This window comes from Roseomonas genomospecies 6 (genome assembly GCF_008365375.1).
Taxonomy (GTDB): Bacteria; Pseudomonadota; Alphaproteobacteria; order Azospirillales; family Azospirillaceae; genus Azospirillum.
This window is the reverse complement of sequence record NZ_QOKW01000001.1, coordinates 188,320-210,528: the sequence shown is the minus strand read 5'-3', so window position 1 is coordinate 210,528 and position 22,209 is coordinate 188,320. Positions and strand designations below refer to the sequence as shown.

Below are 22,209 nucleotides of genomic sequence, written 5' to 3'. Positions count from 1 at the left end.
CGGAAGCCACTTGCGCGCGCCCCAAAGCTGGTGCAGTAGACGATGTCGTCTCATGTCGCCCGGAGTCCCGGGGCGGGGTTGGCGGCAGCGCATCTTCCCATAGCGAAGTGATCGTGGATCGCGATTCAACGGCTTACGCCGACCGTGAAGGGGCGGAACCCCTCGTCCAACCCGGAGACGTTCCGGGCATCTTCTTCCAGACCGGCTACGACCGCCTCTACGCCGCCGACGCGGCGGGGGCCAGACGTGCCTTCCGTCTCGCCTGCGCCGCCGACCCGGCGTCGGCGGAGGCCTGGGGCGCCCTGGCCGACAGCGCGCGGGAGACGGGGGAACCAGCCGAATCCCTGTCCGCCTGCGGGCGCGCGGTGGCGCTGGACCCCGGCGCGTGGTCCTGGCGCACGGTCCTGGCCGAGGCGCTGCGGGCCGCGGGCCGGTTGGACGAGGCGGTGGCCGCCGGGCGGACCCTGGTGGCGGAGCGTCCGGATTCCGCCGCGGCCCGGCTTGGCCTCGCCCGTGCTCTGGCCGCGGCGGGCCAGCGGGACGCCGCGCTGGAGGAATACCACGAGGCCGTGGCCCTGCGCCCCGGCGACCTGGAGGCCGTGCTCGAACTGGCCGCCCTGCTCGTGGAGACGGGCGACGCCCTGGGCGCGGTCGAACGGCTCCAGCCGCTGACCCGCCGGGACCCGGAGGACGCGGACCTGCACGCCGCCATCGGGCGGGCCTGGATCGCCTTGCAGGAGCCGGAGAAGGCCCTGACGGCGCTGCGCCGCGCCAACGGGCTGGACCCGGACGGGCGGCTCGGCTGCGCGGCGCTGATCGCGGCGCTGGAAAGCGGTGCGGGGGAGGAGTTGTCGGCGGCCCCATTGTCGGCAGCCTATGTGCGCGCCCTGTTCGATCGCTACGCCGACCGCTTCGACCAGGATCTGGTGGGCAAGCTGGGCTATTCCGCGCCGGGCCTGCTGCGCGGGGCGATGGACCGGCTGGGTCCGGCGTCGGGGTTGCGGGTGCTGGACCTCGGCTGCGGGACGGGGCTGGCCGGGGAGGTGTTCCGCCCGCTGGCCGTGCATCTCGCCGGGGTCGATCTGGCCCCGCGCATGGTCGAGAAGGCCCGTGCCCGCAACCTGTACGACACGCTGTCGGTGGGTGACGTGGTCGCGGCGGTGGCGGCGGCGCCCGGCGCCTGGGACCTGCTGGTCGCCGCGGACGTGCTGGTCTACATCGGCAACCTCACCGCCCTGTTCGAGGGGGCCGCGAGCGCCCTGCGGCCGGGCGGGCGGTTCGCCGCGACGGTGGAGCGGCTGGACGGCGAGGCGGCGGGCGGCGGCTACGCGCTCGGCCCGTCGCGGCGCTATGCCCACGCCGAGTCCTATCTGCGTGCGACGGCGGCGGCGGCCGGGCTGGAGGTGTTGCTTTTGGAACCCTGCTCTCCTCGCCGGGAGAAGGGCGTGGGCGTGCCGGGCCTGCTCTTCATTCTGGAGAAGCCCGTCACGCCTCCGTCTTGAACGGCTTCAGGCTCAGAAGGGCGCAGTCCCAATAGGGGCGCGGGCCGAAACGCTCGGCCAGGAAATCCACGAAGACGCGGACCTTCGGGGACAGGTGCCGGTTCTGCGGATAGACCGCGAAAACGTTCGATTCTCCCGTGTAATAGTCCAACAGCAGGCACTGGAGCTGCCCCTTCGACAGCGCCTCCCCGCACAGGAAGGTGGGCAGCACGATGATGCCGACGCCCGCAATGGCGGCCTCGCGCAGCAGGTCGCCGTTGTTGGTGCGCAGCGAGCCGGAGACGCGGACCGACCGCATGGCCTCCCCGATGCGGAACTGCCACTGCTCGGCGGTCGGAATGTTGGTGTAGATCAGGCAGTTGTGGTTGGACAGCTCATCCGGAGTCCGGGGCGTTCCGTGCTTCTCCAGATAGGCGGGGCTGGCGCAGACCACCTGACGGTTCGGCGCCAGCCGCTTGGCGATCAGCGAGCTGTCGCGCAGCCGCCCGATGCGCACCGCCAGATCGTAGCCCTCGTCGATCAGGTCCACGTAGCGGTCGTTCAGGTCCATCTCGATCTCGATGGACGGGTAGCGTTCCAGGAACTCCGCCACCGCCTTCGCCAGATGCAGCAGCCCGAAGGAGACCGGAGCGTTGACCTTCAGCCGCCCGCGCGGGGCCGCGTGCAGATCGGCGACGGCCTGCTCCGCCTCCTCCAGGTCCGCGATGATCCGGGTGCAGCGCTCGTAATAGGCCTGCCCGACCTCGGTCAGGCTCAGCTTGCGCGTGGTTCGGTTCAGCAGCCGAGCGCCCAGCCGGTTCTCCAGCTCCGCGATGCGGCGGGAAACCACGGACTTGGACAGGTTCAGGCGCTCCGCCGCGCTGGTGAAGCTCTTGGTGTCCACGACCTTGATAAAGGCCATCATATCGTCGAGGCGATCCATTTCATTGTTCTACACCCGGGAACAATGAAGTTCCAGCGCCCTGGATTTGCTGGCGCGCGGCAACGCGCTATCTCAGTGGGACACCGACGCCATCGGGGGCGCGGCCACAACCACAGCGAGGGGAGTCGAGACATGGCGAAAGTCCTGGTGCTCTACTACAGCAGCTACGGTCACATCTCCACCATGGCCCAGGCGATGGCGGAGGGCGCGCGCTCCGTTCCGGGCACCGAGGTGACGGTCAAGCGCGTGCCGGAGCTGGTCCCGGAAGAGGTTCGGAAGAAGGGGAACTTCAAGGAAGAGCCGCACATCCCCATCGCCCAGCCGAACGAACTCGCCGAATACGACGCCATCATCCTGGGCGTGCCGACCCGCTACGGCAACATGCCGGGCCAGATGAAGAACTTCCTCGATCAGACGGGTGGCCTGTGGGTGAAGGGCGCCCTGGTCGGCAAGGTGGGCGCCGCCTTCACCTCGTCCGGGACGCAGCATGGCGGGCAGGAGAGTACCATCCTCAGCACCCACATCGTGCTTCTGCACCACGGCATGGTGATCGTCGGGCTGCCCTACAGCTTCCAGGGCCAATCGGGCGTGGACGAGGTGATGGGCAACAGCCCCTACGGCGCCAGCACCATCGCGGGCGGCGACGGCTCCCGTCAGCCGAGCGCCGTGGAACTGGACGGCGCCCGCTACCAGGGGCGGCACGTCGCGGAGATCGCCAAGAAGCTGCATGGCTAAGCTGCACGGTTGACGGTGACGCGCTCCTCTCCCGCCGTCCGGGCGGGAGAGGGCGCCGGGAAGAGGGCAGCGGTAAGAGGGGAGTTCAGGATATGGGTCTGCTGATCGACGGCCGCTGGCAGGACCAGTGGTACGACACCAAGAACACCGGCGGTGCTTTCGTCCGTCCGGAAACCCGGTTCCGGAATTGGGTGAAGGCCGACGGTTCCACCCCCTTCCAGCCGGAGGCCGGACGCTACCACCTGTTCGTGTCGCTGGCCTGCCCCTGGGCGCACCGCACCCTGATCGTCCGCAAGCTGAAGGGGCTTGAGGACGCCATCGGAGTCACGGTGGTCGATCCCCTGATGCGGGAGGAGGGCTGGACCTTCCCCGAACCCGATCCGGTCACCGGCTCCACGCGCCTGTACGAGGTCTACACCAAGGCCGATCCCGCCTACACGGGCCGTGTCACCGTCCCGGTCCTGTGGGACCGGAAGACCGGGACCATCGTGAACAACGAGTCCGCGGAGATCATCCGCATGCTGAACCGGGAGTTCGACGCCATCGGCGACGCCTCGCTGGATTTCTACCCGGCGGAACTGGCGGAGGAGATCGACCGAATCAACGCCTTCGTCTACGACCGCGTCAACAACGGGGTCTACAAGGCCGGTTTCGCGACCAGCCAGGAGAAATACGAGCAGGCGTTCGACGCCCTCTTCGCGGCGCTGGACGAGTTGGATGAGCGGCTGGCCGGGCAACGCTATCTGCTTGGGGACAAGCCAACCGAGGCCGATTGGCGCCTGTTCACCACTCTGGTGCGCTTCGACGCCGTCTATGTCGGCCACTTCAAGTGCAACCTGCGCCGAATCGCCGACTATCCGAACCTGTCCGGCTATCTGCGGGACCTCTATCAGGTTCCCGGCGTGGCGGAGACGGTCGATTTCCACCACATCAAGCGGCACTATTACGCCAGCCACACCATGATCAACCCGACGGGCATCGTGCCGAAGGGGCCGGCGCTGGATCTGGACGCGCCGCACGGGCGGGAAAGGCTGGCGTAACGGGGCCTCAGGGCTTGAAGCAGCGGGCCAAGTCCTGCTCCTGCCCGATCATCTCGCACAGGAAACCGTTGGAGAACTTGAAGCGGAACGGCCCGGTCTTGCGCACGCTGACCATGGTCTGGCCGGAGGGATTCTTGAAAGCCACCCAGGCCGAGGAATCGAAATGGGTGGTGATCCCGTTGCTCAGCCGCACGCGGCCCTGGTTGTCCTTGAGAACCTGCACGCCGGTGTTGAAGGCCATCACTCCGTTCGGCGACTCGGACGCCACGGCGAGGCCGTTCGTGCAATTCACCCCCTCCGGCTGCACCGCCACGCATTCATAGGGGCGCGGCTGCGACGCGGTGAGCACCATGGCGTAGATCGCCACTTCCAGAACGTTCATCGGCATGCGGAAACTCCCGGCGGTCCGCACAAGGGTGCCGTCAAGCACCGTGTACAGGGTAATTCCGCCGTGGTTACGAAAAGTATAATGTCGCGGTCAAGGTTCTAATCTTTGGCGGACAGCGCTTTTTCCAACTTCTCGCGCAGGCCGAACGGCGTCAGCGGCTTCACCAGATAGCCGGTGGCCCCGGACCGCAGGGCCGACAGCACCACGTCCGATCCGTCGTGCTTGGTCAGCATGATGACCGGCGCCCGCCCGCCCAGCGCCTCCAGAAAGGCGAGGCCGCCCATCGGCGCCATGTCCACGTCGCAGAAGATCGCGTCGAAATCGACCCGGTCGCAGCGGGCCAGCGCCTCCGCCCCGTCGGCGGCCTCGATCACCGTGCCGACGCCGAGTTGCCGCAGCAGGCGCACCGATGCGCTGCGGGTCACCACCTCGTCCTCGACGACCATCACCGTGCAGGAACCGAGCGACACGGCCACTCCCGCGCTTCGCCAATTGGATTACCTCAGCATGGTATATCAGTGCGAAGAAAACTCAAATGCGTGCGATGAGAATTTTCACGTCCGCGAGCGCGCGGTCCAGCGCCGCGGCGTCCCGGCGCGCCACCGCCATGTCGCCGCGCAACGCCGCCTCCTCCACCGAGGCGAAGAGACCGGCGACCCGCCCGGCCCCGGCGGTGCGGGCAGCCCCCGCCGCCGAATGGGCGGCCATCCGCGCGCCGTCCAGGTCCCCGGCGGCCAGACGCTCCTTCAGACGCCGGGACAACTCGTCGGCGTTCTCCAGGAACAGGGCGTAGAGCATGGAGACGGTGGGGCCGAAGCCGCCGAAATTGCGCAGCATCGGCTCCACGTCGAGGATGTCCCGGTCGAAAAGAACGGATTCGGGCGGACGCGGCTCGGCACGGTTGGCCAGAGGCTTGAACTGGGGCTGCAACTGGGGCTGGGGCACGGCACGGCTCCCGGCAGGACACGGCATGGCCGTACTGTGCGTATGGTAATTCAACCCGGTCAATCATCGTAGGGCGCGACGAATGGACGCTTCGGCGCCGCAACATCCGGCGACGGAACCGGGTGGCGCGCCGTCTGTTCCTCCAACTCCGTCAAAGACGCGTGGAACGCCCGACCGATGACCGACGCACCCGAACCGCAGGGCGACGCTCTTCAACCCCTGGACACCCTGATCGTCGGCGGTGGTCCCGCGGGGCTGACCGCGGCCATCTATCTGGCGCGCTTCCGGCGCCGATTCGTGGTGGTGGATGCTGGGAAAAGCCGGGCATCCTGGATACCCCTGTCCCACAATCACGCCGGTTTCCCGGACGGGGTGACCGGCGACGACCTGCTGGCCCGCATGCGTGCCCAGGCGGAGCGTTACGGCACCCGGATCGTCCCCGGAACGGTGTCGTCGGTGGAGCGGACCGAGGGGGGATACCGCGTGCGGACGGACGATGGGCGGGAGTTCCGCGCCCGCACCGTGTTGGCCGCGACCGGCGTGATCGACCGGGAACCGCAACTTCCCAACCTCTATCAAGCCGTGCAGCGGGGGCTGATCCGCCATTGCCCGGTCTGCGACGGGTTCGAGGTGACCGGCCACCGCATCGGAGTCATCGGCCATGGCACCGGCGCGCTGGGGGAGGCGCTGTTCCTGCGCACATGGTCCCGCGACATCACCCTTCTGACCCTGGGCGAGCCGATGAAGCTGGAGGAGGCGGAGGAGCGCCGCATGGCCGACGCCGGCATCCGCGCGGTGGAGGACCCGGTGGTGGAGGTCCACACCGAATCCGGGCGGATCGCCGCCCTGACCACGGCGTCGGGCGAGCGACTGACCTTCGACACGCTCTACTCCGCCCTGGGCTGCCATCCCCGCACGGAGCCGGTGAAGGGGCTGGGGGTGCGCATCGGGCCGGACGGGCGGCTGGTCACCGACGGGCACCAGCAGACGGGGATCGAGGGACTCTACGCCGCCGGCGACATCGTGGAAGGGCTGAACCAGATCTCGGTCGCCATGGGACAGGCCGCGATCGCCGCCTCCGCCATCCACCGCCGGCTCCTGCTGGAGGACGGGGACCTGTAGCGCCCCTGTCCGGTGCTGTTGGGGCTATGCCGCCGGTCAAAATGTCGCATTTGATGTTAATCAGCGGTAATACCAGGCGAAGGGCTTGAGCTACGCCGTTGGTTTGATGGGATTCCCGGAAAGGTCATAAAGGGTTATGCCTTTCGGGATCGGCCGGGCGTTTACACCTGATTAAGATTTTGGGCCGTAGGAGTCTCGCCATCGCGAAAGGCGGTCGTGCGGCGGGGTGTGGCCCGGTGCACAGCGGGAAGGGCGGAGGAACGGCATGATGCCGCCATCGGACAACCCGGCCAGCCGCCAGCCCGGTCAGCTTGCCAGAACGAACGGAACCTGCTTCATGGCCCAATCCGTGACCCGTGCGCTTCAAGCCATCAAACGCCACAACGCCAAGCCGGAACAGATCGACCACGCCATTCTCAGCGCCATCAACGTGACGCTGTGTCTCCTGTCCGGCGGCAACGACCGCGTGGCGGAAGGTTTCAACCAGGATGTGGCGCTGAGCGGACGGGGTTTCGGCGTCCAGGGCTGACCGTCACTCGTCCCGTTCCTCCCGCCTTCTCAATTCGTCCTGAAGGAGATAGCGGGCTTCCGGCGGCAGATCGCCGATGGCTTCGGCCAGAACCCGCAGGCGCCGCCGCAGCGCGTAGACGGTGTCCAGCAGGGACAGCACGACCGGCATCGCCTCGTCGTCGAGCGCCAGATCCTCCCGCAGATCGCAGATCAGTTCCAGCCGGGCCACGTCGGCCTCGCTGAAGACGAAGCTGTTTCCCTCGTGCCGCGGCCTCAGCCAGTGCCGCTCCACCCACACCGTCAGTTCGGCGGAAGAGACGCGCCGGCAGGCGGCCAGCACCTCCTCGATCCTTCGTCCGCCGTCCTGCTGGCCCACGTTCCGCTGGCCCATGTCCTGCTGGCCCATGTCCTGCTGGCCCATATCACGCGGCCTCCATGTCCCGCCTGGGGTTGTGGTCGGTCTTCCACTCCCGGACGAACGCTTCCAACGCCGGGTCGGGCGCGTCGGGCAGGGCGATACGCAGAGTCACATACTGGTCGCCGCGCGCCCCGTTCGCTCCGGGAAGACCCTTGCCCTTCAACCGCAGGCGCGTGCCGTTGTTCGCCCCCTTCGGAACGGTCAGCATCACCGGCCCGTCGATGGTCGGGACGCGCACCTTGCCGCCCAGCACCGCTTCGGCCAGCGTCACCGGCAGGTCGAGCTGCACGTCGTCCCCGTCGCGCCGGAACCAGGGGTGGGGGGAGACCGTCACGGTGACGAGCGCGTCGCCGGGCGGCCCGCCGTTGGTTCCGGGCAGGCCCTGGCCCTTCAGGCGGATGGTGCCGCCGTCCTCCAGTCCCGCGGGCAGGTCGATGTCCAGCGTCCGCCCGTCCGGCATGGTGACGCGGCGCTTGCCGCCCTTCGCCGCGGCCAGGAAATCCACGGTGAGCGCCATGCCGAGGTTGCCGCCCTTCATGGGCACGGCACCGCCACGGGCGAATCCGCGTCCGCCGAACAGGTCGGCGAAGATGTGCTCCAGATCGTCTGAGGCGAACCCTTCCGCATGGGCGTAGCGGGCGCCCGCCGGGCCTTCGGCGAAGTCGCGGTAATATTGGCGCTGCGGCCGCTCCTGGCCGGAGGCGTCGATTTCGCCGCGGTCGAAACGGGCGCGCTTGTCCGGGTCGGACAGCAGGCTGTAGGCCGCGCTGATGTCCTTGAAGCGCTGTTCCGCCTCCGCCTTTCCGGGGTTGAGGTCGGGGTGATGCTTCTTGGCCAGCTTCCGGTAGGCCTTCCGGATCTCGTCGTCGGAAGCGGTAGGGGAAACGCCTAAAATCTCGTAAGGATTGCTCATGGCGATGACCGTAATCGGAAATCGGGGGCCAGCGGCAAAGGGTTGAGCACGTTCGACGTGTATGTGTTCAACGCCCGCCGGCAAATCAAGAGGGCCTCCCTTCTGCTCCGCGCACGGCGCCTGTGCTTGCGGTCGGGGTGACGAGGGGGGAGGCTGCACCAATATATCGCCGTGCCGGACTTGGTTCCGCCGGAATCGATTCCGGTCGAGTGTTTCCGAAGGGAGAGGATGAGGGAGGAAGCGCCCCGTGATGCCCCACACGCATCGGTCCCTTATGCCCACAGACCGGGCGGTCGCCGAGTTGCGGCGGCGCCACAAGACCGCGAACGTCCTGCATTCCCTGCTCCTGCTCGGCGGCATGGTGCTTCTTCTGGCCTTGTGCGGCTTCATCCTGGCGGGGGTGGAGGGGGTGCTGTGGGCGCTGCTGGGCGGCGGCATCAGCCTGCTGTTCAGCCCGCGCCTGTCGCCGCGGATGGTGCTGGGCATGTTCGGCGCCCGCCGCCTGTCCCATGCGGAGGCCCCGGTCCTGTTCGACGCGCTGGCCGCCATCGCCCGGCGGGCGGAGTTGCCCGCGGTGCCGGAGCTGTGGTACGTGACCAGCCCGGCGCTGAACGCCTTTGCCGTGGGCAACCGCCGCCAGTCGGCCATCGCGGTCACCGACGGGCTTTTGCGCGCTCTCAGCCTGCGCGAACTGGCCGGCGTTCTGGCGCACGAGATCAGCCATGTGCGCAACAACGACCTGACCGTGATGGGGCTGGCCGACACGGTGACCAGCCTGACGCGGCTGATGTCCGTCTTCGGCATGGCCTTGCTGATTCTCAACCTGCCCCTGCTGATGATGCGGCAGGAGGGGGTTCCCTGGCTTCTGGTGCTGCTGCTTATCGCCGCACCCTGGATCGGCGTGCTGCTGCAACTCGCCCTGTCGCGGACGCGGGAGTTCGACGCCGATCTGGACGCCGCCCACCTGACCGGCGATCCGGAGGGCGTGGCGTCGGCGCTCGCCCGGATCGAGCGGCTTCAGCACGGCCCCTGGGAGGGGCTGCGCTTTCCGGGCCGCCGCCGCGCCCAGAACATCCCGTCCCTGCTGCGCACCCACCCGGAAACGGAGGAGCGGGTGCGCCGCCTGATGCAGCTTCGCACCCCGCCGCCGGTCCTGCCGGGGCTGGACGCCTACGCCCTGCACGCTCCGCCGCACCTCGCCATGCCGGCGGCGCTGCGGCGCCCGCGCTACCGGATCGGCGGCTACTGGTACTGAAGGTCACGGGCCGGGCGTCCGCCTCTCCTGGACTCAGGGTGCGCGGCTGGGTAGAACCGGCTGGCGCCATCGGGCACCTCCTCCACATCCCAAGCTGATTTTGGGCAGGAGGCGAGGCCCGCGGCGGTCGGTTGGCTACAGAAGGCGGGTCCCCTCCATGACCTTTCAAGGGCGTTTGATCCTGCTGATCTCCGGGCTGGTGACGCTGGCGGTGGCGGCGGTCACGGTGCTGCTGGCCTGGACGACCCATTCGGCGATCCAGTCGCGGGTGGAGGCGGACGGCCGCATGGCGGCGACCCTGCTGGCCCGCAACGCGACCCTGGCGCGCGAGGTCCCGCGCGACGTGGAAGCGCTGCTGGGCGACCGGTTGCTGTCGGAGGCGACGCTCGCCGCCCACCTCGTCGCGGTGATGGAAGCGGGCAAGGCGCCGATCAGGACGGTGACCGACCGGCTGAAGTCCGTGGCGGAGAGCGGCGGTCCGGACGAAATCTGGGTCACCGACAACCGCGGACGCGCCTATCTGCACAACATTCCCGGTCCCGACATCACCTTCGGCCCCGACCCCAAGGCGCAGCCGCGCCAGGCTCCCTATTACGGGCTGCTGAACCGCGCGCCGGAGAAGGTGGTGACCGACGCCGCCACCGAAGGCGGAAAGCTGATGAAATTCGCCGGCGTGGCCGGCGTGGACAAGCCGCGCATCGTCCAGGTCGGCGCCGACGTGCGCAGGCTGGGCGACATCGCCCGCAAGGCCGGCGTGGACGGGCTGATGGCCGCCCTGCTGGCCGGCGGCACGGTGGAGGGCGCGTGGCTGCTGGAGCGCGACGGGCGTCTTGCCGCCCACGCCACCGGCCCCAGCGCCGGACCCCTGTCGGAGCAGGCCGTGGAAGCGGCGAAGGCCGCCGCGGCGGCAGGCGAGACGGGCGTCCTGCACGAGGGCGGCCGCTTGACTGCCTTCGCCCCGGTGCCGGCGGTGGCCGGGCAAGGGGCGGGCATCGCGGTGGTGCGCCTGCCGGCGGAGGACCTGTCGTCGGTGGTCGGGCGCCATGTGAAGATCGGTGTGCTGATCGGGGCGCTGGTCCTGGCGCTGGGCGTTTACGGCGCGGTCCGCTTCGCCCGCAGCCAGATGGCGCCGATCGAGCGGCTGGGCGAGGCCGTGGCCGCGGTGGAGGCCGGACGCTTCAACCCCTTCACCCTGAACGAGGCGATGGAGCGCAACGACGAGATGGGCCGCCTCGCCCGCGTCTTCCGCAGCATGGCGCTGGAGGCGTCGTACCGCGAGGAGACTCTCGACGCCCAGCTCCTGATGCGCACGGCGGAGCTGGAGACCAGCACCGAAAAGCTGACCGCCGCCGAGAACCTGATCGAGGAGGAGCAGCGCGCCGCCCGCGATGTGCAGGCGAACCTCCTGCCGCAGCAGCTTCCCGCCGGGCGCGACAGCCAGTTCTTCGGCCTTCTGGTCCCCGGCCCGGCGGTCAGCGGCGACTTCTACGACGTGATCGAGCTGGACGAGCGCTATTGCCTGCTGGTGGTGGCCGGTGTGTCCGGCTGCGGCGTGCCGGCGGCCTTCCTGATGCTTCTGGTGCGCGGCGCGATCCGCGAGGCGGCCGCCCGCTCCGGCATCACCCCCGCCGCCATCCTGGCCGCGGCGAACGACCGGCTGTGCGGGCAGAGCCCCTTCGACGGCTTCGCCACCGCCTTCGTCGCGCTCTACGACCGGGAGACCGGGATGCTCAGCCATTCCAGCGCCGGCAACCGCGCCCCCTGCCGCATCCAGGCCGACGGCACCGTTCTGGCGCTGGCCGACGCGGGCGGCCCGGCGCTGGGCGTGCGCAAGGGCGTTCCCTATGGCGAGGCGGTGACCCGGCTGGAGCAGGACGACACGCTGTTCCTGTGCACCGAGGGTGTTTTGCGGGCGGTGAACGCCGCGCGCGAACCTTTCGGGGAGGAGCGTTTGGCGGCCATGCTGCACCAGGGCCGCGGCCTGTCGGCGCGCGACCGCTCCGAACTGCTCCTGCGCGCGGTGGAGGCCCATGTGGGGCCGGGCGGGCAGACCGGCGACATCGTGTGCCTGACCGTCCGCCGCCTGCTGCCCGCCGCCGAACTGGCCCCGGAGTCCGAAGCGGCGGTGTGATGCCCCGCGGCGGGTTCGGTCATCGGTAACGTTCCAGCCTGATGGAGGTGACCCGGCTGCCACGCCGGGGCCTCCTTGCGGCCATGACGCGGACCCGCCCCGCGCGCACCATCTGTGTGCCGGGTCCCGCCGTTCAGCTTCGGTTCAGTCGCCCCCGGACAGGATCGGCAGGACTTGCCCGTTTCGCCGATGAGGGGGACTTCCGATGTCCAACACCTTGACCGAGGTTGCCGCGCCGCCGCCCGTGAAGACCCGCCACGACGGGGTCACGATGTTCCTGCATTGGAGCGTCGCCCTGCTGATCCTCGTGGCCTTCGCCATCGCCCAGGGGCGCGGGCTGGTGCCCCGCGGGCCGGAGCGGACCGCGCTGATGGACCTTCACCGGTCGATCGGCGTCCTGGTGCTGGCTCTGGTCGCGCTGCGCATGGTCTGGCGCGCCGTCAGCCCGCCGCCGCCCATGCCCGCCGGCACCGCGCCGCTGCTTCTGCTGGCCGCGAAGGCCGGGCATCTGGCGCTCTACGCCCTGATGGCCGCCGTTCCGCTGGCCGGCGTGCTGATGACCCAGGCCCACGGCCATCCCGTGACCGTTTTCGGCCTGTTCGCCGTGCCGACGCTGATCGGGGAAAGCCATGCCGTCGGCGATGTCCTGGAGAAGCTGCACGAGCTTCTCGGCACCGCGATCATCCTGCTCGCCGGGCTGCACGCCGTGGCGGCGCTGGTCCACCAATATGTTCTGAAGGACGGCACCCTCAGCCGCATGTTGCCTTGGGTAAAACGCTGAGAGGAAAGGAGCGGGCGGCGTCCGCATCGGAAAGCCAAGGGGCGCCGCCCGCCGAGTGATGAGGTCCTGCCTCCTCCATGGGACAGACCCATGCCTGGGTCCCCCATGGTCGGATGAACCCGTACAAGCGGCATCCCTTCCCGGCGCAATGGCGGTAACGCCCCCCGATCGGCGCCCCATCCCTGTTTTCCCGATGCGCATCGGGGGAGGGATCATGGCAGCGGTCAGAGCGATGAAGGGATTGGCGGTGGGGGCCGTGCTGATGGCCTCCGCACCCGCCGGGGCGGTGCCGTTCGACCGGGTGTTCGTCTTCGGCGACAGCCTGTCCGACACGGGCCGCGTCTACGAGCTGACGCGCGGCGGCATCCCGCAGAGCCCGCCCTATTACGACGGACGCTTCTCCAACGGCCCCGTCTGGGTGGAGCGGCTGGCCCCGCTGATCGGCGGCCAGCCCGACCAGAAGACCAACTTCGCCTACGGCGGCGCCGAGACCGGTACCCTGTCCCAGACCGGCGTTCCCGGCATCCAGGGGCAGGTGGGGCAATTCCTGATCAGCCGTCCCGGCGGAGCGGGCGGCGGGCTGTTCGCGGTCTGGGCGGGCGGCAACGACTACTTCAACCGCGTCTCCGCCGGGTCGGACCCCTCCGGCCTCGTCAACCAGACGGTCGGCAACATCGTCACAACGGTGGAGCGGCTGGCGGCGCTGGGCGGGAAGACCTTCCTGGTGCCGAACCTGCCGGACCTCGGCACGGTCCCGGACACCCGGAATTCCGACCGCGCCGCCCTGCTGAACGCGGTCACCGCCTCCCACAACACGCTGTTGGCGCAGGCCATGGCCGACGTGGAGCAGCGGTTGGGGGTCACGGTCGTGGTGGCGGACGTGAACGCGCTGTACCGCGCGGTGGCGGCCAACCCGACGGCCTACGGCTTCACCAACACCCTGACGCCCTGCCTGTCGGACAACAGCCCGACCGGCGCCTGCGCGACCGAGGCGCAGGCCGACCAGAGCGTCTATTGGGACGAGATCCACCCGACCCGCGCCGCCCATCTGCTGATCGCGCAATACATGCAGGGCGCCCTGCTGGCCCTGAACGACGCGGCGGAGACGGTGGCGATGCAGCCGGAACTGGCCTTCGAGGCGACGCGGAGCTGGCACCGCGCCCTGCTCGGCTCCATCGCCGGCCCCGCCGCCACGCGGGTGGAGGCGCCGCTTGGCTCCGGGGAACTGACCGCCTTCCTGATCGGCGACGCCTCCTGGGGCCGTCTGGGCGGCACGGCGGAGCGGCAGGGCTTCCGTTTCAACACCCAGTCGGGCGGCGTGGGCGCGGAGCTGCCGGTCGGTCCGGCTTCCCGCGTCGGACTGTCGGTCGGCGGATCGCGCGGCCACGCGAAGCTGGACGAGGGGGCGGGCTCGCTGGACATGACCAGCACCATCATCGGCCTGCACGCGGTGACCGAGGCGCGGGGCTTCCTGCTGGCCGTGGCGGGCAGCGTGTCCTTCGACCGCTACGGCGACATCGACCGGACGACGGGATTCGCCCCGTTCCCCACCGCGTCCGCCGAGACGGACGGGCGCACCTACGCCTTCTCGGTGGCCGGAGGCTACACGGCGCTGCTCGGGCCGGTGGCGCTGGGGCCGCGGCTGGGCCTGCGCTACATCCACACGCGCATCGACGGCTATCAGGAGAGCGGCGCCGGGCTGCTGTCGCTGGGGGTCGAGCGGCAGAGCGCCGAGTCGCTGGAGAGCAGCGTGGGTGCGGAAGCCTTCACCATCGTGGAGATCGGGCGGGCGGTGCTTCAGCCCAGCCTGGGCATCGCCTGGGAACACCAGTTCGCCGAGGATTCACGCACCGTCACCGTCCGCCTGCCCGGCGGGGGCGCCAACAGCGTCAGCCCCGGGGGCGACGCGCGCGATTCGCTGGTGATCGGCGCCGGATTGTCCGCCCAGCTCTGGCAGTCGGTCAGCGGCGCGGTCGGCTACCGCGGCGAACTCTCCGGCGCGGACGGCCACAACCACGCCTTCACCGCCCGCTTGCGGATGCGCTTCTGACGGAGCGCCGCCACCATCCTTCCGGACGGCTTTTTCCTGCTGGCGTTGCGCCGCCGCAAGAGGAACAATCAGAGCCGGAGCGGAGCCCTGGCGGCACGCCCGTCCGAAGAAGAAGAACGGGAGGAACTCTATGGCCTACAAGCACATCCTCGTGCATCTCGATTCCGGCCCCCAGGTGGAAGCCCGCCTTGACGCGGCCATCGCGCTGGCGAAGGGCAGCGGCGCCTTCCTGCGCGGCCTGTTCGCCCAGCCGGACCGCAGCGCCACCAGCATCATCGCCCGCCGTTCCAGCGACCATCTGGAGCAGGCCGCCGCCCGCAGCGAGGCGATGTTCCGCGACAAGCTCCAGGCATCCGGCCTGCAGGGCCAGTGGCACGGCCTGACCCACGGCGAGCACAACCACGTCATCCGCGAGGTCATCATCTGGTCGCGCTTCGCCGACCTGACGGTGCTGGGCCAGTTCGACCGGACCGCCGGAGACGGCGTGGCGCCGGAGGAGCTGAACGAGCAGGTGGTGCTGAATTCGGGCCGCCCGGTGCTGGTGCTGCCCTTCGCCGGCAGCGTTCCGGTGATCGGCAGGCGAGTCGCCGTCGCCTGGAACGCCGAGCGCGAGGCCGCCCGCGCCCTGGCCGACGCCATGCCCTTCCTTCAGACCGCCGATGAGGTGACCGTCATCACCGTGCTGACCCACGCTGCCGGGTCCGGCGGGGCGGAGCCGCAACGCATCGGGGTGCTGGACCATCTGGCGCTTCACGGCGTGAAAGCGGAGCAGACGCACTTCACCGTCTCGGACATCGGCGCCATGGACGCCCTTCTGGCCCGCAGCGCGGACGCCGGGGCCGACCTTCTGGTGATGGGCGCGCACGGCCATTACGGCTTCCCCTTCCTGCACCGGGGCGGCGGGACGCGCCATGTCCTGCGCACCTGCCCGGTGCCGCTGCTGCTGTCGCACTGACGGCGGGAGCGGCGGGCTTTCCGCGGCGCTGCCGGGCGGCCATGTAGAGAGGCTGACCCGGCCCCGCTGGAGAGCGCGCATGCCCTGGCTCCGCCTGTTCCTGATCGCCTGCCCCGTCCTCGTCCTCGTGGCGCTTCTCGCCGCCTGGGCGGCGACGGGGTTCGACCTGTTCGGCCTCAGCCTGCCGGGCCTGCTCGCCCTCGTCGGCGGGGCCGTGCTGACCAGCGCCGTCGCCATCGGCTTGATGGCGCTGGTCTTCCTCAGCAACCGCAGCGGCCATGACGAGGATGTCGGCCGCCCGGACCCGCCGGAGTGATCAAAACCACCGGCCAGAACTTCCGATGAATGTCCGCAAGGTCGGCGGAACGCCTGCGACTCCCCACCGTTGCTAAGGCGACGAATGAGCCCCGGCTCTTGCGGCCAGATGGACTGTGTCCGCTGTCGGGGCGGAAAGGAGGGGGAACGCCGCGATGGATGAGCACCGCATCCGCCACCGAGCCTACGAGATCTGGGAGCGGGAAGGGCGCCCGGAAGGCCGCCGCGCCGAGCATTGGGATCGCGCTTGCCGCGAACTTGAGGAGGAGGAGGAGCGGGCCAAGCAAAACGCCCCCGAGACCGGCGGCACACCTGCCCACGCGCCCGCGGATTCCGGCGCCGGCATCTGACGTTCACCACGCCCGTTGCTCCAAGGAGATCCCATGCCGCCCCGCCGCGATCCCGCTTCCTTCATGTGGTCGGAAGCCGTCGAACTTCTGGACCGCGCCGAGCGGCTGCACCGCCAGTTCTTCCGCCCGGCCCCGCCCGGCCCCCGCCGCGCCTGCTGGACTCCGCCCATCGACGTCTACGAGACGGAGGACGCCGTGACCATGGTGGTGGCCCTTCCCGGCGTCGGCGCCGACCAGCTTCACGTCGCCATCGAGGACGGCGTTCTGGTGGTCGCCGGGGAGCGGACGCTGCCGCTGGGCTGCGACGGGATCATCCACCGGCTTGAGATTCCCCATGGCCGCTTCGAGCGGCGGATCGAGCTGCCCGCCGGGGCTTTCCGCATGGGACGGCGCGAGCTGTCCGCGGGCTGCCTCGTGCTGACGCTCGACAAGATGGGATGAAGGACACCCGAATGACTGACGAGCACGCCGCCGAAGCCACGCCCAATCCCCGGACGCCGCCGGACTCCGGGCTGCCGGAGGATGTGATCCCGGTGATCCCCGTGCGGAATCTGGTGCAGTTTCCGGGGGTGGTGCTGCCGGTGACGGTCGGTCGGGCGCGCTCGGTCGCCGCCGCTCAGGAGGCGGCCCGCACCGAGCGCCCGGTCGGCATCCTGCTCCAGCGTGACGAGGCGGTGGAGGAGCCGACCGGCGCCGACATGCACCGCGTCGGGACCACCGCCAGCATTCTCCGCTACGTCACCACGCCCGATGGTTCGCACCATCTGGTGTGCCAGGGCCAGCAGAGATTCCGCATCGTCGAATGGGTGCCGGGCCATCCCTTCATGGCCGCCCGCGTGGAGATGGTGGAGGAGAGCGACACCGCCACGCCGGAGGTCATGGCCCGCTTCCTCAACCTTCGGAACGAGGCGGTGGAGGCGCTGCAACTGCTGCCCCAGGCGCCGCAGGAGCTTCTGGCCGCCGTGCAGGCCATCGAAAGCCCCGGCGAACTGGCCGACATGACCGCCAGCTACATGGACCTGAAGCCCGCCGAGAAGCAGGAGGTGCTGGAGACCGTCGAGCTTCCGGAGCGGCTGGACAAGGTGGGCGGCCTGCTGGCTCGGCGGATCGAGGTGCTGCGCCTGTCCCGCGACCTCCGCGAGCGCACCCGCGAGGCGATGGACGAGCGCCAGCGGGAGTATCTGCTGCGCGAGCAGCTCCGCGCCATCCAGAAGGAATTGGGGGAGGCCGACGAGGGCCGTCAGGCCGAGATCGGGGAGCTTCAGGACGCCATCGCCAAGGCCGGCATGCCGCCGGACGTGCGGGAGCACGCCGAGAAGGAGCTGCGCCGGCTGGAACGCATGCCGGAGGCGGCGGCGGAATACTCGATGGTCCGCAGCTATCTGGACTGGCTGATCGAGATGCCGTGGGACCGCCGGTCTGAATCGCGCATCGACATCGCCGAGGCGCGCCGCATCCTGGACGAGGACCATTACGGGCTGGAGAAGGTCAAGCGCCGCATCCTGGAATTCCTGGCGGTGCGCAAGCTGAACCCGGAAGGGCGCAGCCCCATCCTGTGCTTCGTCGGGCCGCCGGGGGTTGGCAAGACCTCGCTCGGCCAGAGCATCGCGCGGGCGACCGGGCGGGCCTTCGCCCGCGTCTCGCTGGGCGGCGTCCATGACGAGAGCGAGATCCGCGGCCACCGCCGCACCTATGTCGGGGCGCTGCCCGGCAACATCGTGCAGGCCATCCGCAAGGCCGGAACGCGTGACTGCGTGCTGATGCTGGACGAGATGGACAAGCTGGGCCAGGGCTTCCACGGCGACCCGTCCGCCGCCCTGCTGGAGGTTCTGGACCCGGAGCAGAACGCGACCTTCCGCGACCATTACCTGGGCGTGCCCTTCGACCTGTCGAAGGTGATGTTCATCGCCACCGCCAACATGCTGGACACCATCCCCGGCCCGTTGCGCGACCGCATGGAGGTGATCGAGCTGTCCGGCTACACCGAGGACGAGAAGCTGGAGATCGCCAAGCGCTACCTGATGGCGCGCCAGCGCGTGGCCAACGGGCTGAAGCCGGACCAGTTGGACCTTCCCGACGACACGCTGCGGACGATCATCCGCGACTACACGCGGGAGGCCGGGAACCGCAATCTGGAACGGCTGATCGGCGCGGTCGGGCGCCACGCCGCCGTGCGCATCGCCGAGGGCGAGGTGGAGCGGCTGCGGGTGGAGCCGGCGGACCTGACGGCGATCCTGGGGCCTCCGCGGTTCGAGAACGACGTGGCGATGCGCACCAGCGTGCCGGGCGTGGCGACCGGCCTCGCCTGGACGCCGGTCGGCGGCGACATCCTGTTCATCGAGGCCAGCCGCTTCCCCGGCTCGGGCCGGCTGATCCTGACCGGCCAGTTGGGCGAGGTGATGAAGGAAAGCGCGCAGGCGGCGCTGAGCCTCGTCAAATCGCGGGTGAAGGACCTCGGCCTCGACCCGGAGGGGCTGGACCGGTTCGACATCCACATCCACGTTCCGGCGGGCGCCATTCCGAAGGACGGGCCGTCCGCCGGGGTGGCGATCTTCACCGCTCTGGTGTCGCTCCTGTCCGGGCGCTGCATCCGCTCCGACACGGCGATGACCGGGGAGATCAGCCTGCGCGGGCTGGTTCTGCCGGTCGGTGGCATCCGGGAGAAGGTGGTGGCGGCCCAGCGCGCCGGGTTGAAGACGGTCATGCTGCCCGCCCGCAACCGCAAGGATTTCGACGACATCCCCGCGGCGGTGCGCGAGCGGCTGAGCTTCGTCTGGCTGGAGCGGGTGGACGACGCCGTCCGTGCCGCCCTGGTCCCGGAGGCCGCCCCGGCGGCGGAGCGCAAGGCCGGATGATGGATTCGAAGGAGCGCGCCTCTTGCGCAGCGGGGGTGGGGTGAGCCACATGTTGGGCGCGCCCGCAGGGAGCGCGCACAGGAGACGACCACCATGATGCCCGAGGAACGCACCCTCCTTTCCGATCTCTTCACGCATCTGCGCGAGGCGGAATCCCAGCCCCGCGACCCGGAGGCCGAGCGCTTCATCCAGCAGATGATCCAGGGCCAGCCCGCCGCCCCCTACTACATGGCGCAGGCCGTTCTGGTGCAGCAGCAGGCGCTGACCGCCGCCCAGCAGCGCATCGAGGATCTGGAGCGGCAGGTGAAGGAGGCGCAGGCCCGCGCCCAGCAGACCCAGCAGCAGCCCTCCGGCGGGGGCGGCAGCTTCCTGTCCAACGCGCTGGGGCGCAGCCCTTGGATCGGCGGAGGGAACCGCCCGGCGGAGCAGCCTCCCGCTCCGGTTCCCCAGGGAAGCCCTCAGGGTCCGGCGTACAACCCGATGCAGCCGCCCGCCGGCCCGTCGCGCAGCCCGTGGGGGGCCGCGCCGCAACCCGGACTTGGCCGGCCCGGAGTCGGGCAACCCGGAGTCGGGCAACCCGGAGTTGGTCAGCCCGGCTATCCGCCGCAACCCGGCTTCGGGCCGCAGGCCAACGCGCCGCGCGGCGGCGGGTTTTTGAGGGGTGCTGCCCAGACCGCGGCCGGCGTGGCCGGCGGCGTGCTGGCCGCCAGCGCCATCTCCTCGCTGCTCGGCAATTCGTCGGGGCCGTTCGGCGGCGGCGACGCTGCGCAGACGGCCAGCCACGAGGATGCCGGGGCCGGGGCCGGGGCCGGGGCCGGGGCCGACCACGCCGCCGCGGACCAGGGTTTCCCGCCGGAGGACAGCAACCTCCAGACCGTCGATTACCAGAGCGACGATTCGTTCTTCGATGACGGCGGCGGCAGCGACGAAAGCTGGATCTGACCGATCGCCGAGGGCGCGCGAAGCCGTCGAACCGGCCCGGCGCGCCCTCGGCCCGTCATCACAGTTAATATAAATTAAACAGTTAGGTCCCTACGGTGCGTCGGGTAAGGAAGGCTACGACTCCCCCGCCCCCACGCAGAACCGAGGCCCATGACGACGCTCGTCCAGCCCCAGCCGACCGAAGACGCCGCGCCCAAGGACAGCGAGCGCAAGGACAAGGCGTCCGCCACCCAGATGTATCATGAGGTGGCGCGCATCATCGAACGGATGCACCGCCGCTTCCTCGACGTTCTGCGAATCGAACTGGCCCGCATCAGCATCGACGACATCAGCCCGGTGCAGGTCATGATGCTGCTGAACATCTCCAACGGGGAAATCAGCGTGCGCGACCTGATCGAGCGTGGCTATTACCTCGGCTCCAACGCCTCCTACAACCTGAAGCAACTGGTGGACAGCGGCTATGTCGACCGCTCCGCCTCGCCGCGGGACAAGCGGGCGGCCCGGCTGAAGCTGTCGGCGAAAGGGCTGGAGCTGTGCGAGCGGCTGCGCCACATGGCGTCGGTCCATTCCGAAGGGCTGATCCGCACCGACGGCGACAGCCAGGATTTCGAGGTCACCTACCGCACGCTGCGCCGGCTGGAGCGCAAGTGGACGGACGTCATCCGCTCCGACGAAACGGAAATCCTGTAACGCGCATTGACCTCCCTCAGTGTGCGCGGCGGTAGTCCGTGCCACCCTGGCTCCGCTGAACCGTCAGGGGCTGAGCCTTCAGGGAGTGTGTGGGATGAAGTTCGCCGTCGGCACCCAGGATTTCCGCAGCATCGCCACCCACGGCGGCCGCACCCGCCGGTTCCTGGTCTTCGAGGCCGACGCGGGCAGCGACCCCGTCGAGGTGAAGCGGATCGAGCTGGCGGAGGACGAGGTGCTCCATCTCGCCGGCGACGGGCGCCCGCATCCCATCGACGAGGTGCGGGTGGTCATCACCGGTGCCTCCGGCCAGGGCTTCATCAACCACATGAAGCGTCGCGGCATCGAACCGGTGACCACGCTCGAGACCGACCCGGTGCAGGCGATCCGCGACTGGTTCGCCGGCACCGTCAAGGCGGCCCCGCTGCCCGAGCACCCGCACGAGCACCACGACCAGGGACCGGACGAGGCGCCTCACGAGTGCCACAAGGCCCCGGCCTGAGGCGGCGCGTCTAGACCGGAAAGGACACGCTGGCCGTCGTGCCGGCGGCGTCGCTGTCCGTGTTCAGCGTGTCGCCCAACTGGGCGGCCAGAGCTTCCGCCAGCATCAGCCCGTCCTCCGCCGTCGTGTCGAAGCCGGCGGGCAGGGCGCGCCCGTTGTCCTCCACGATCAGGCGGGCGCGCCCATTGTTCTCCTGCGTCACCGACACGCGAATCCAGCCCTGCTCCGGATAGGCGTGGTGCAGGCTGTTGGTGATGAGTTCGGCGGTGATGAGGCCCAGCGGCATCGCCTCGTACAGGCCGATCTGGATGGGATCGCTCTTCACCTCGATGGGCACGTTGGCGAGACCGCCGGGCGTGCCGTGCTTCACCGCGTCGGCCAGGGCCTCGATGTAGCGGCCCAGATTCACATGGGTGCCGGTGCCCGATTCGTGGAGCTGGCGGTAGAGGATCGCCAGAGCCTCGATGCGGACCAGGGTCTGTTCGTAGGCGGCGCGGGCGTCCGGGTCGCGAATGCGGCCCGTCTGCAGCTTCAGCAGGCTGATGACGAGCTGAAGGCTGTTCTTGGCCCGGTGCTGAAGCTCGCGCAGTTCGGCCTCCAGTTCCCGGATGCGTTCCGAGACTGGGTCCTCCGGCGCCCCCGGACCGGTGGCGGGGCGATCAGCAGGCAGGGCGACCGGCTGGAACCGGAGGGGATTGAGCATCACGCGATTCTCGGCTGAGGCGGGGCAATGTTTTACTTAGGTACAGAACAATTTATGCGCTTGAACCCACTCCCGGATTGGTTCTGAGGAAGTAACCCGCTGCGCATATCCACTTCGTTCGTTCACGTTCGGACGGAGGGGCAGGGCCTATGAGCCCTCAGTGGGAAGAGGCAGGATGCGGGGCAGGA

The 22,209-nt window shown here is 69.8% G+C and carries 24 protein-coding genes; 17 read left to right on the top strand and 7 right to left on the bottom strand.

What is annotated here, in order from left to right; all coding sequences use genetic code 11:
* Window positions 1–113 precede the first annotated feature (113 nt).
* The gene (locus tag DS843_RS00955; protein ID WP_149467023.1) at window positions 114–1,502 is read left to right on the top strand and encodes a tetratricopeptide repeat protein; all 1,389 of its coding nucleotides are present in this window, start codon (window positions 114–116) and stop codon (window positions 1,500–1,502) included.
* Here the strand turns inward: DS843_RS00955 and DS843_RS00950 are convergent.
* Window positions 1,486–2,424: a LysR family transcriptional regulator gene (locus DS843_RS00950; RefSeq protein ID WP_149467022.1), complete on the bottom strand. Its 939-nt coding sequence runs from the start codon at window positions 2,422–2,424 to the stop codon at window positions 1,486–1,488. The two genes, DS843_RS00955 and DS843_RS00950, sit on opposite strands and share 17 nt — an antisense overlap.
* Window positions 2,425–2,556: 132 nt before the next feature.
* Between DS843_RS00950 and wrbA the strand changes: the two genes are divergently transcribed.
* Complete coding sequence (wrbA, locus tag DS843_RS00945; protein ID WP_149467021.1) at window positions 2,557–3,159, top strand: NAD(P)H:quinone oxidoreductase; 603 nt, start codon at window positions 2,557–2,559, stop codon at window positions 3,157–3,159.
* 92 nt (window positions 3,160–3,251) lie between these two features.
* Window positions 3,252–4,199, top strand: coding sequence for a glutathione S-transferase family protein (locus tag DS843_RS00940; protein WP_149467020.1), 948 nt, complete (start codon window positions 3,252–3,254; stop codon window positions 4,197–4,199).
* Window positions 4,200–4,206: 7 nt separating this feature from the next.
* Here the strand turns inward: DS843_RS00940 and DS843_RS00935 are convergent, their stop codons facing one another.
* The 3 genes from DS843_RS00935 to DS843_RS00925 form a co-directional block, all read right to left on the bottom strand.
* A complete protein-coding gene (locus DS843_RS00935; protein WP_149467019.1) occupies window positions 4,207–4,587 on the bottom strand; it encodes a hypothetical protein in 381 nt (126 codons plus the stop codon).
* A 98-nt stretch (window positions 4,588–4,685) separates the two neighbouring features.
* Entirely contained in the window at window positions 4,686–5,057 is a 372-nt protein-coding gene (locus DS843_RS00930) for a response regulator (protein WP_286191869.1), read from the bottom strand.
* Between the two features lie 61 nt (window positions 5,058–5,118).
* Window positions 5,119–5,532 (bottom strand): Hpt domain-containing protein, encoded by a 414-nt coding sequence (locus tag DS843_RS00925; protein ID WP_286191868.1) that lies wholly within the window; start codon window positions 5,530–5,532, stop codon window positions 5,119–5,121.
* A 177-nt stretch (window positions 5,533–5,709) separates the two neighbouring features.
* On the opposite strand from DS843_RS00925, the gene DS843_RS00920 reads away from it, so the two are divergent.
* Window positions 5,710–6,654: an NAD(P)/FAD-dependent oxidoreductase gene (locus DS843_RS00920; RefSeq protein WP_149467016.1), complete on the top strand. Its 945-nt coding sequence runs from the start codon at window positions 5,710–5,712 to the stop codon at window positions 6,652–6,654.
* Between the two features lie 265 nt (window positions 6,655–6,919).
* Window positions 6,920–7,183, top strand: a complete 264-nt coding sequence (locus DS843_RS00915) for a hypothetical protein (protein ID WP_286191867.1) — start codon at window positions 6,920–6,922, stop codon at window positions 7,181–7,183.
* Between the two features lie 3 nt (window positions 7,184–7,186).
* On the opposite strand, the gene DS843_RS00910 is transcribed toward DS843_RS00915, so the two are convergent.
* Window positions 7,187–7,585, bottom strand: a complete 399-nt coding sequence (locus DS843_RS00910) for a chaperone modulator CbpM (RefSeq protein WP_286191866.1) — start codon at window positions 7,583–7,585, stop codon at window positions 7,187–7,189.
* 1 nt (window position 7,586) lies between these two features.
* Window positions 7,587–8,495, bottom strand: a complete 909-nt coding sequence (locus DS843_RS00905; protein ID WP_149467015.1) for a DnaJ C-terminal domain-containing protein — start codon at window positions 8,493–8,495, stop codon at window positions 7,587–7,589.
* A 250-nt stretch (window positions 8,496–8,745) separates the two neighbouring features.
* Here DS843_RS00905 and DS843_RS00900 point away from each other — a divergent pair, with 250 nt between their 5' ends.
* The 12 genes from DS843_RS00900 to DS843_RS00845 all read left to right on the top strand — a co-directional run bounded on the left by DS843_RS00900 (window position 8,746) and on the right by DS843_RS00845 (window position 21,318).
* Window positions 8,746–9,750, top strand: a complete 1,005-nt coding sequence (locus tag DS843_RS00900) for a zinc metalloprotease HtpX (RefSeq protein ID WP_149467014.1) — start codon at window positions 8,746–8,748, stop codon at window positions 9,748–9,750.
* A gap of 157 nt (window positions 9,751–9,907) precedes the next feature.
* The gene (locus tag DS843_RS00895; RefSeq protein WP_149467013.1) at window positions 9,908–11,881 is read left to right on the top strand and encodes a PP2C family protein-serine/threonine phosphatase; all 1,974 of its coding nucleotides are present in this window, start codon (window positions 9,908–9,910) and stop codon (window positions 11,879–11,881) included.
* Between the two features lie 205 nt (window positions 11,882–12,086).
* Window positions 12,087–12,662 carry a cytochrome b gene (locus tag DS843_RS00890; protein WP_149467012.1) on the top strand — a complete coding sequence of 192 codons (576 nt, stop codon included), beginning with the start codon at window positions 12,087–12,089 and terminating at the stop codon, window positions 12,660–12,662.
* Window positions 12,663–12,876: 214 nt separating this feature from the next.
* The gene (locus DS843_RS00885) at window positions 12,877–14,712 is read left to right on the top strand and encodes an autotransporter domain-containing protein (RefSeq protein WP_167525155.1); all 1,836 of its coding nucleotides are present in this window, start codon (window positions 12,877–12,879) and stop codon (window positions 14,710–14,712) included.
* 130 nt (window positions 14,713–14,842) lie between these two features.
* Window positions 14,843–15,667, top strand: a complete 825-nt coding sequence (locus DS843_RS00880) for a universal stress protein (protein ID WP_149467010.1) — start codon at window positions 14,843–14,845, stop codon at window positions 15,665–15,667.
* 79 nt (window positions 15,668–15,746) lie between these two features.
* Window positions 15,747–15,983, top strand: coding sequence for a hypothetical protein (locus DS843_RS00875; protein WP_149467009.1), 237 nt, complete (start codon window positions 15,747–15,749; stop codon window positions 15,981–15,983).
* Between the two features lie 154 nt (window positions 15,984–16,137).
* Window positions 16,138–16,332 carry a DUF2934 domain-containing protein gene (locus DS843_RS00870; protein ID WP_149467008.1) on the top strand — a complete coding sequence of 65 codons (195 nt, stop codon included), beginning with the start codon at window positions 16,138–16,140 and terminating at the stop codon, window positions 16,330–16,332.
* Window positions 16,333–16,365: 33 nt separating this feature from the next.
* Window positions 16,366–16,773, top strand: a complete 408-nt coding sequence (locus DS843_RS00865; RefSeq protein WP_149467007.1) for an Hsp20/alpha crystallin family protein — start codon at window positions 16,366–16,368, stop codon at window positions 16,771–16,773.
* Window positions 16,774–16,784: 11 nt separating this feature from the next.
* Complete coding sequence (gene lon / locus DS843_RS00860) at window positions 16,785–19,187, top strand: endopeptidase La (RefSeq protein WP_167525154.1); 2,403 nt, start codon at window positions 16,785–16,787, stop codon at window positions 19,185–19,187.
* A gap of 93 nt (window positions 19,188–19,280) precedes the next feature.
* Window positions 19,281–20,129, top strand: a complete 849-nt coding sequence (locus tag DS843_RS00855; RefSeq protein ID WP_149467005.1) for a DUF2076 domain-containing protein — start codon at window positions 19,281–19,283, stop codon at window positions 20,127–20,129.
* Between the two features lie 150 nt (window positions 20,130–20,279).
* Entirely contained in the window at window positions 20,280–20,819 is a 540-nt protein-coding gene (locus DS843_RS00850) for a MarR family transcriptional regulator (RefSeq protein ID WP_149467004.1), read from the top strand.
* 94 nt (window positions 20,820–20,913) lie between these two features.
* A complete protein-coding gene (locus tag DS843_RS00845) occupies window positions 20,914–21,318 on the top strand; it encodes a NifB/NifX family molybdenum-iron cluster-binding protein (protein WP_149467003.1) in 405 nt (134 codons plus the stop codon).
* Between the two features lie 10 nt (window positions 21,319–21,328).
* On the opposite strand, the gene DS843_RS00840 is transcribed toward DS843_RS00845, so the two are convergent.
* A complete protein-coding gene (locus DS843_RS00840; RefSeq protein WP_149467002.1) occupies window positions 21,329–22,021 on the bottom strand; it encodes a sensor histidine kinase in 693 nt (230 codons plus the stop codon).
* Window positions 22,022–22,209 lie beyond the last annotated feature (188 nt).

What these genes read in the sequence shown, in the direction of transcription:
- DS843_RS00950 (WP_149467022.1), bottom strand. Translation starts at nt 2,424, where the DNA reads ATGGATCGCCTCGACGATATGATGGCCTTTATCAAGGTCGTGGACACC.
- wrbA (WP_149467021.1), top strand. Translation starts at nt 2,557, where the DNA reads ATGGCGAAAGTCCTGGTGCTCTACTACAGCAGCTACGGTCACATCTCC.
- DS843_RS00940 (WP_149467020.1), top strand. Translation starts at nt 3,252, where the DNA reads ATGGGTCTGCTGATCGACGGCCGCTGGCAGGACCAGTGGTACGACACC.
- DS843_RS00935 (WP_149467019.1), bottom strand. Translation starts at nt 4,587, where the DNA reads ATGCCGATGAACGTTCTGGAAGTGGCGATCTACGCCATGGTGCTCACC.
- DS843_RS00920 (WP_149467016.1), top strand. Translation starts at nt 5,710, where the DNA reads ATGACCGACGCACCCGAACCGCAGGGCGACGCTCTTCAACCCCTGGAC.
- DS843_RS00915 (WP_286191867.1), top strand. Translation starts at nt 6,920, where the DNA reads ATGATGCCGCCATCGGACAACCCGGCCAGCCGCCAGCCCGGTCAGCTT.
- DS843_RS00910 (WP_286191866.1), bottom strand. Translation starts at nt 7,585, where the DNA reads ATGGGCCAGCAGGACATGGGCCAGCAGGACATGGGCCAGCGGAACGTG.
- DS843_RS00905 (WP_149467015.1), bottom strand. Translation starts at nt 8,495, where the DNA reads ATGAGCAATCCTTACGAGATTTTAGGCGTTTCCCCTACCGCTTCCGAC.
- DS843_RS00900 (WP_149467014.1), top strand. Translation starts at nt 8,746, where the DNA reads ATGCCCCACACGCATCGGTCCCTTATGCCCACAGACCGGGCGGTCGCC.
- DS843_RS00895 (WP_149467013.1), top strand. Translation starts at nt 9,908, where the DNA reads ATGACCTTTCAAGGGCGTTTGATCCTGCTGATCTCCGGGCTGGTGACG.
- DS843_RS00890 (WP_149467012.1), top strand. Translation starts at nt 12,087, where the DNA reads ATGTCCAACACCTTGACCGAGGTTGCCGCGCCGCCGCCCGTGAAGACC.
- DS843_RS00885 (WP_167525155.1), top strand. Translation starts at nt 12,877, where the DNA reads ATGGCAGCGGTCAGAGCGATGAAGGGATTGGCGGTGGGGGCCGTGCTG.
- DS843_RS00880 (WP_149467010.1), top strand. Translation starts at nt 14,843, where the DNA reads ATGGCCTACAAGCACATCCTCGTGCATCTCGATTCCGGCCCCCAGGTG.
- DS843_RS00875 (WP_149467009.1), top strand. Translation starts at nt 15,747, where the DNA reads ATGCCCTGGCTCCGCCTGTTCCTGATCGCCTGCCCCGTCCTCGTCCTC.
- DS843_RS00870 (WP_149467008.1), top strand. Translation starts at nt 16,138, where the DNA reads ATGGATGAGCACCGCATCCGCCACCGAGCCTACGAGATCTGGGAGCGG.
- DS843_RS00865 (WP_149467007.1), top strand. Translation starts at nt 16,366, where the DNA reads ATGCCGCCCCGCCGCGATCCCGCTTCCTTCATGTGGTCGGAAGCCGTC.
- lon (WP_167525154.1), top strand. Translation starts at nt 16,785, where the DNA reads ATGACTGACGAGCACGCCGCCGAAGCCACGCCCAATCCCCGGACGCCG.
- DS843_RS00855 (WP_149467005.1), top strand. Translation starts at nt 19,281, where the DNA reads ATGATGCCCGAGGAACGCACCCTCCTTTCCGATCTCTTCACGCATCTG.
- DS843_RS00850 (WP_149467004.1), top strand. Translation starts at nt 20,280, where the DNA reads ATGACGACGCTCGTCCAGCCCCAGCCGACCGAAGACGCCGCGCCCAAG.
- DS843_RS00845 (WP_149467003.1), top strand. Translation starts at nt 20,914, where the DNA reads ATGAAGTTCGCCGTCGGCACCCAGGATTTCCGCAGCATCGCCACCCAC.
- DS843_RS00840 (WP_149467002.1), bottom strand. Translation starts at nt 22,021, where the DNA reads ATGCTCAATCCCCTCCGGTTCCAGCCGGTCGCCCTGCCTGCTGATCGC.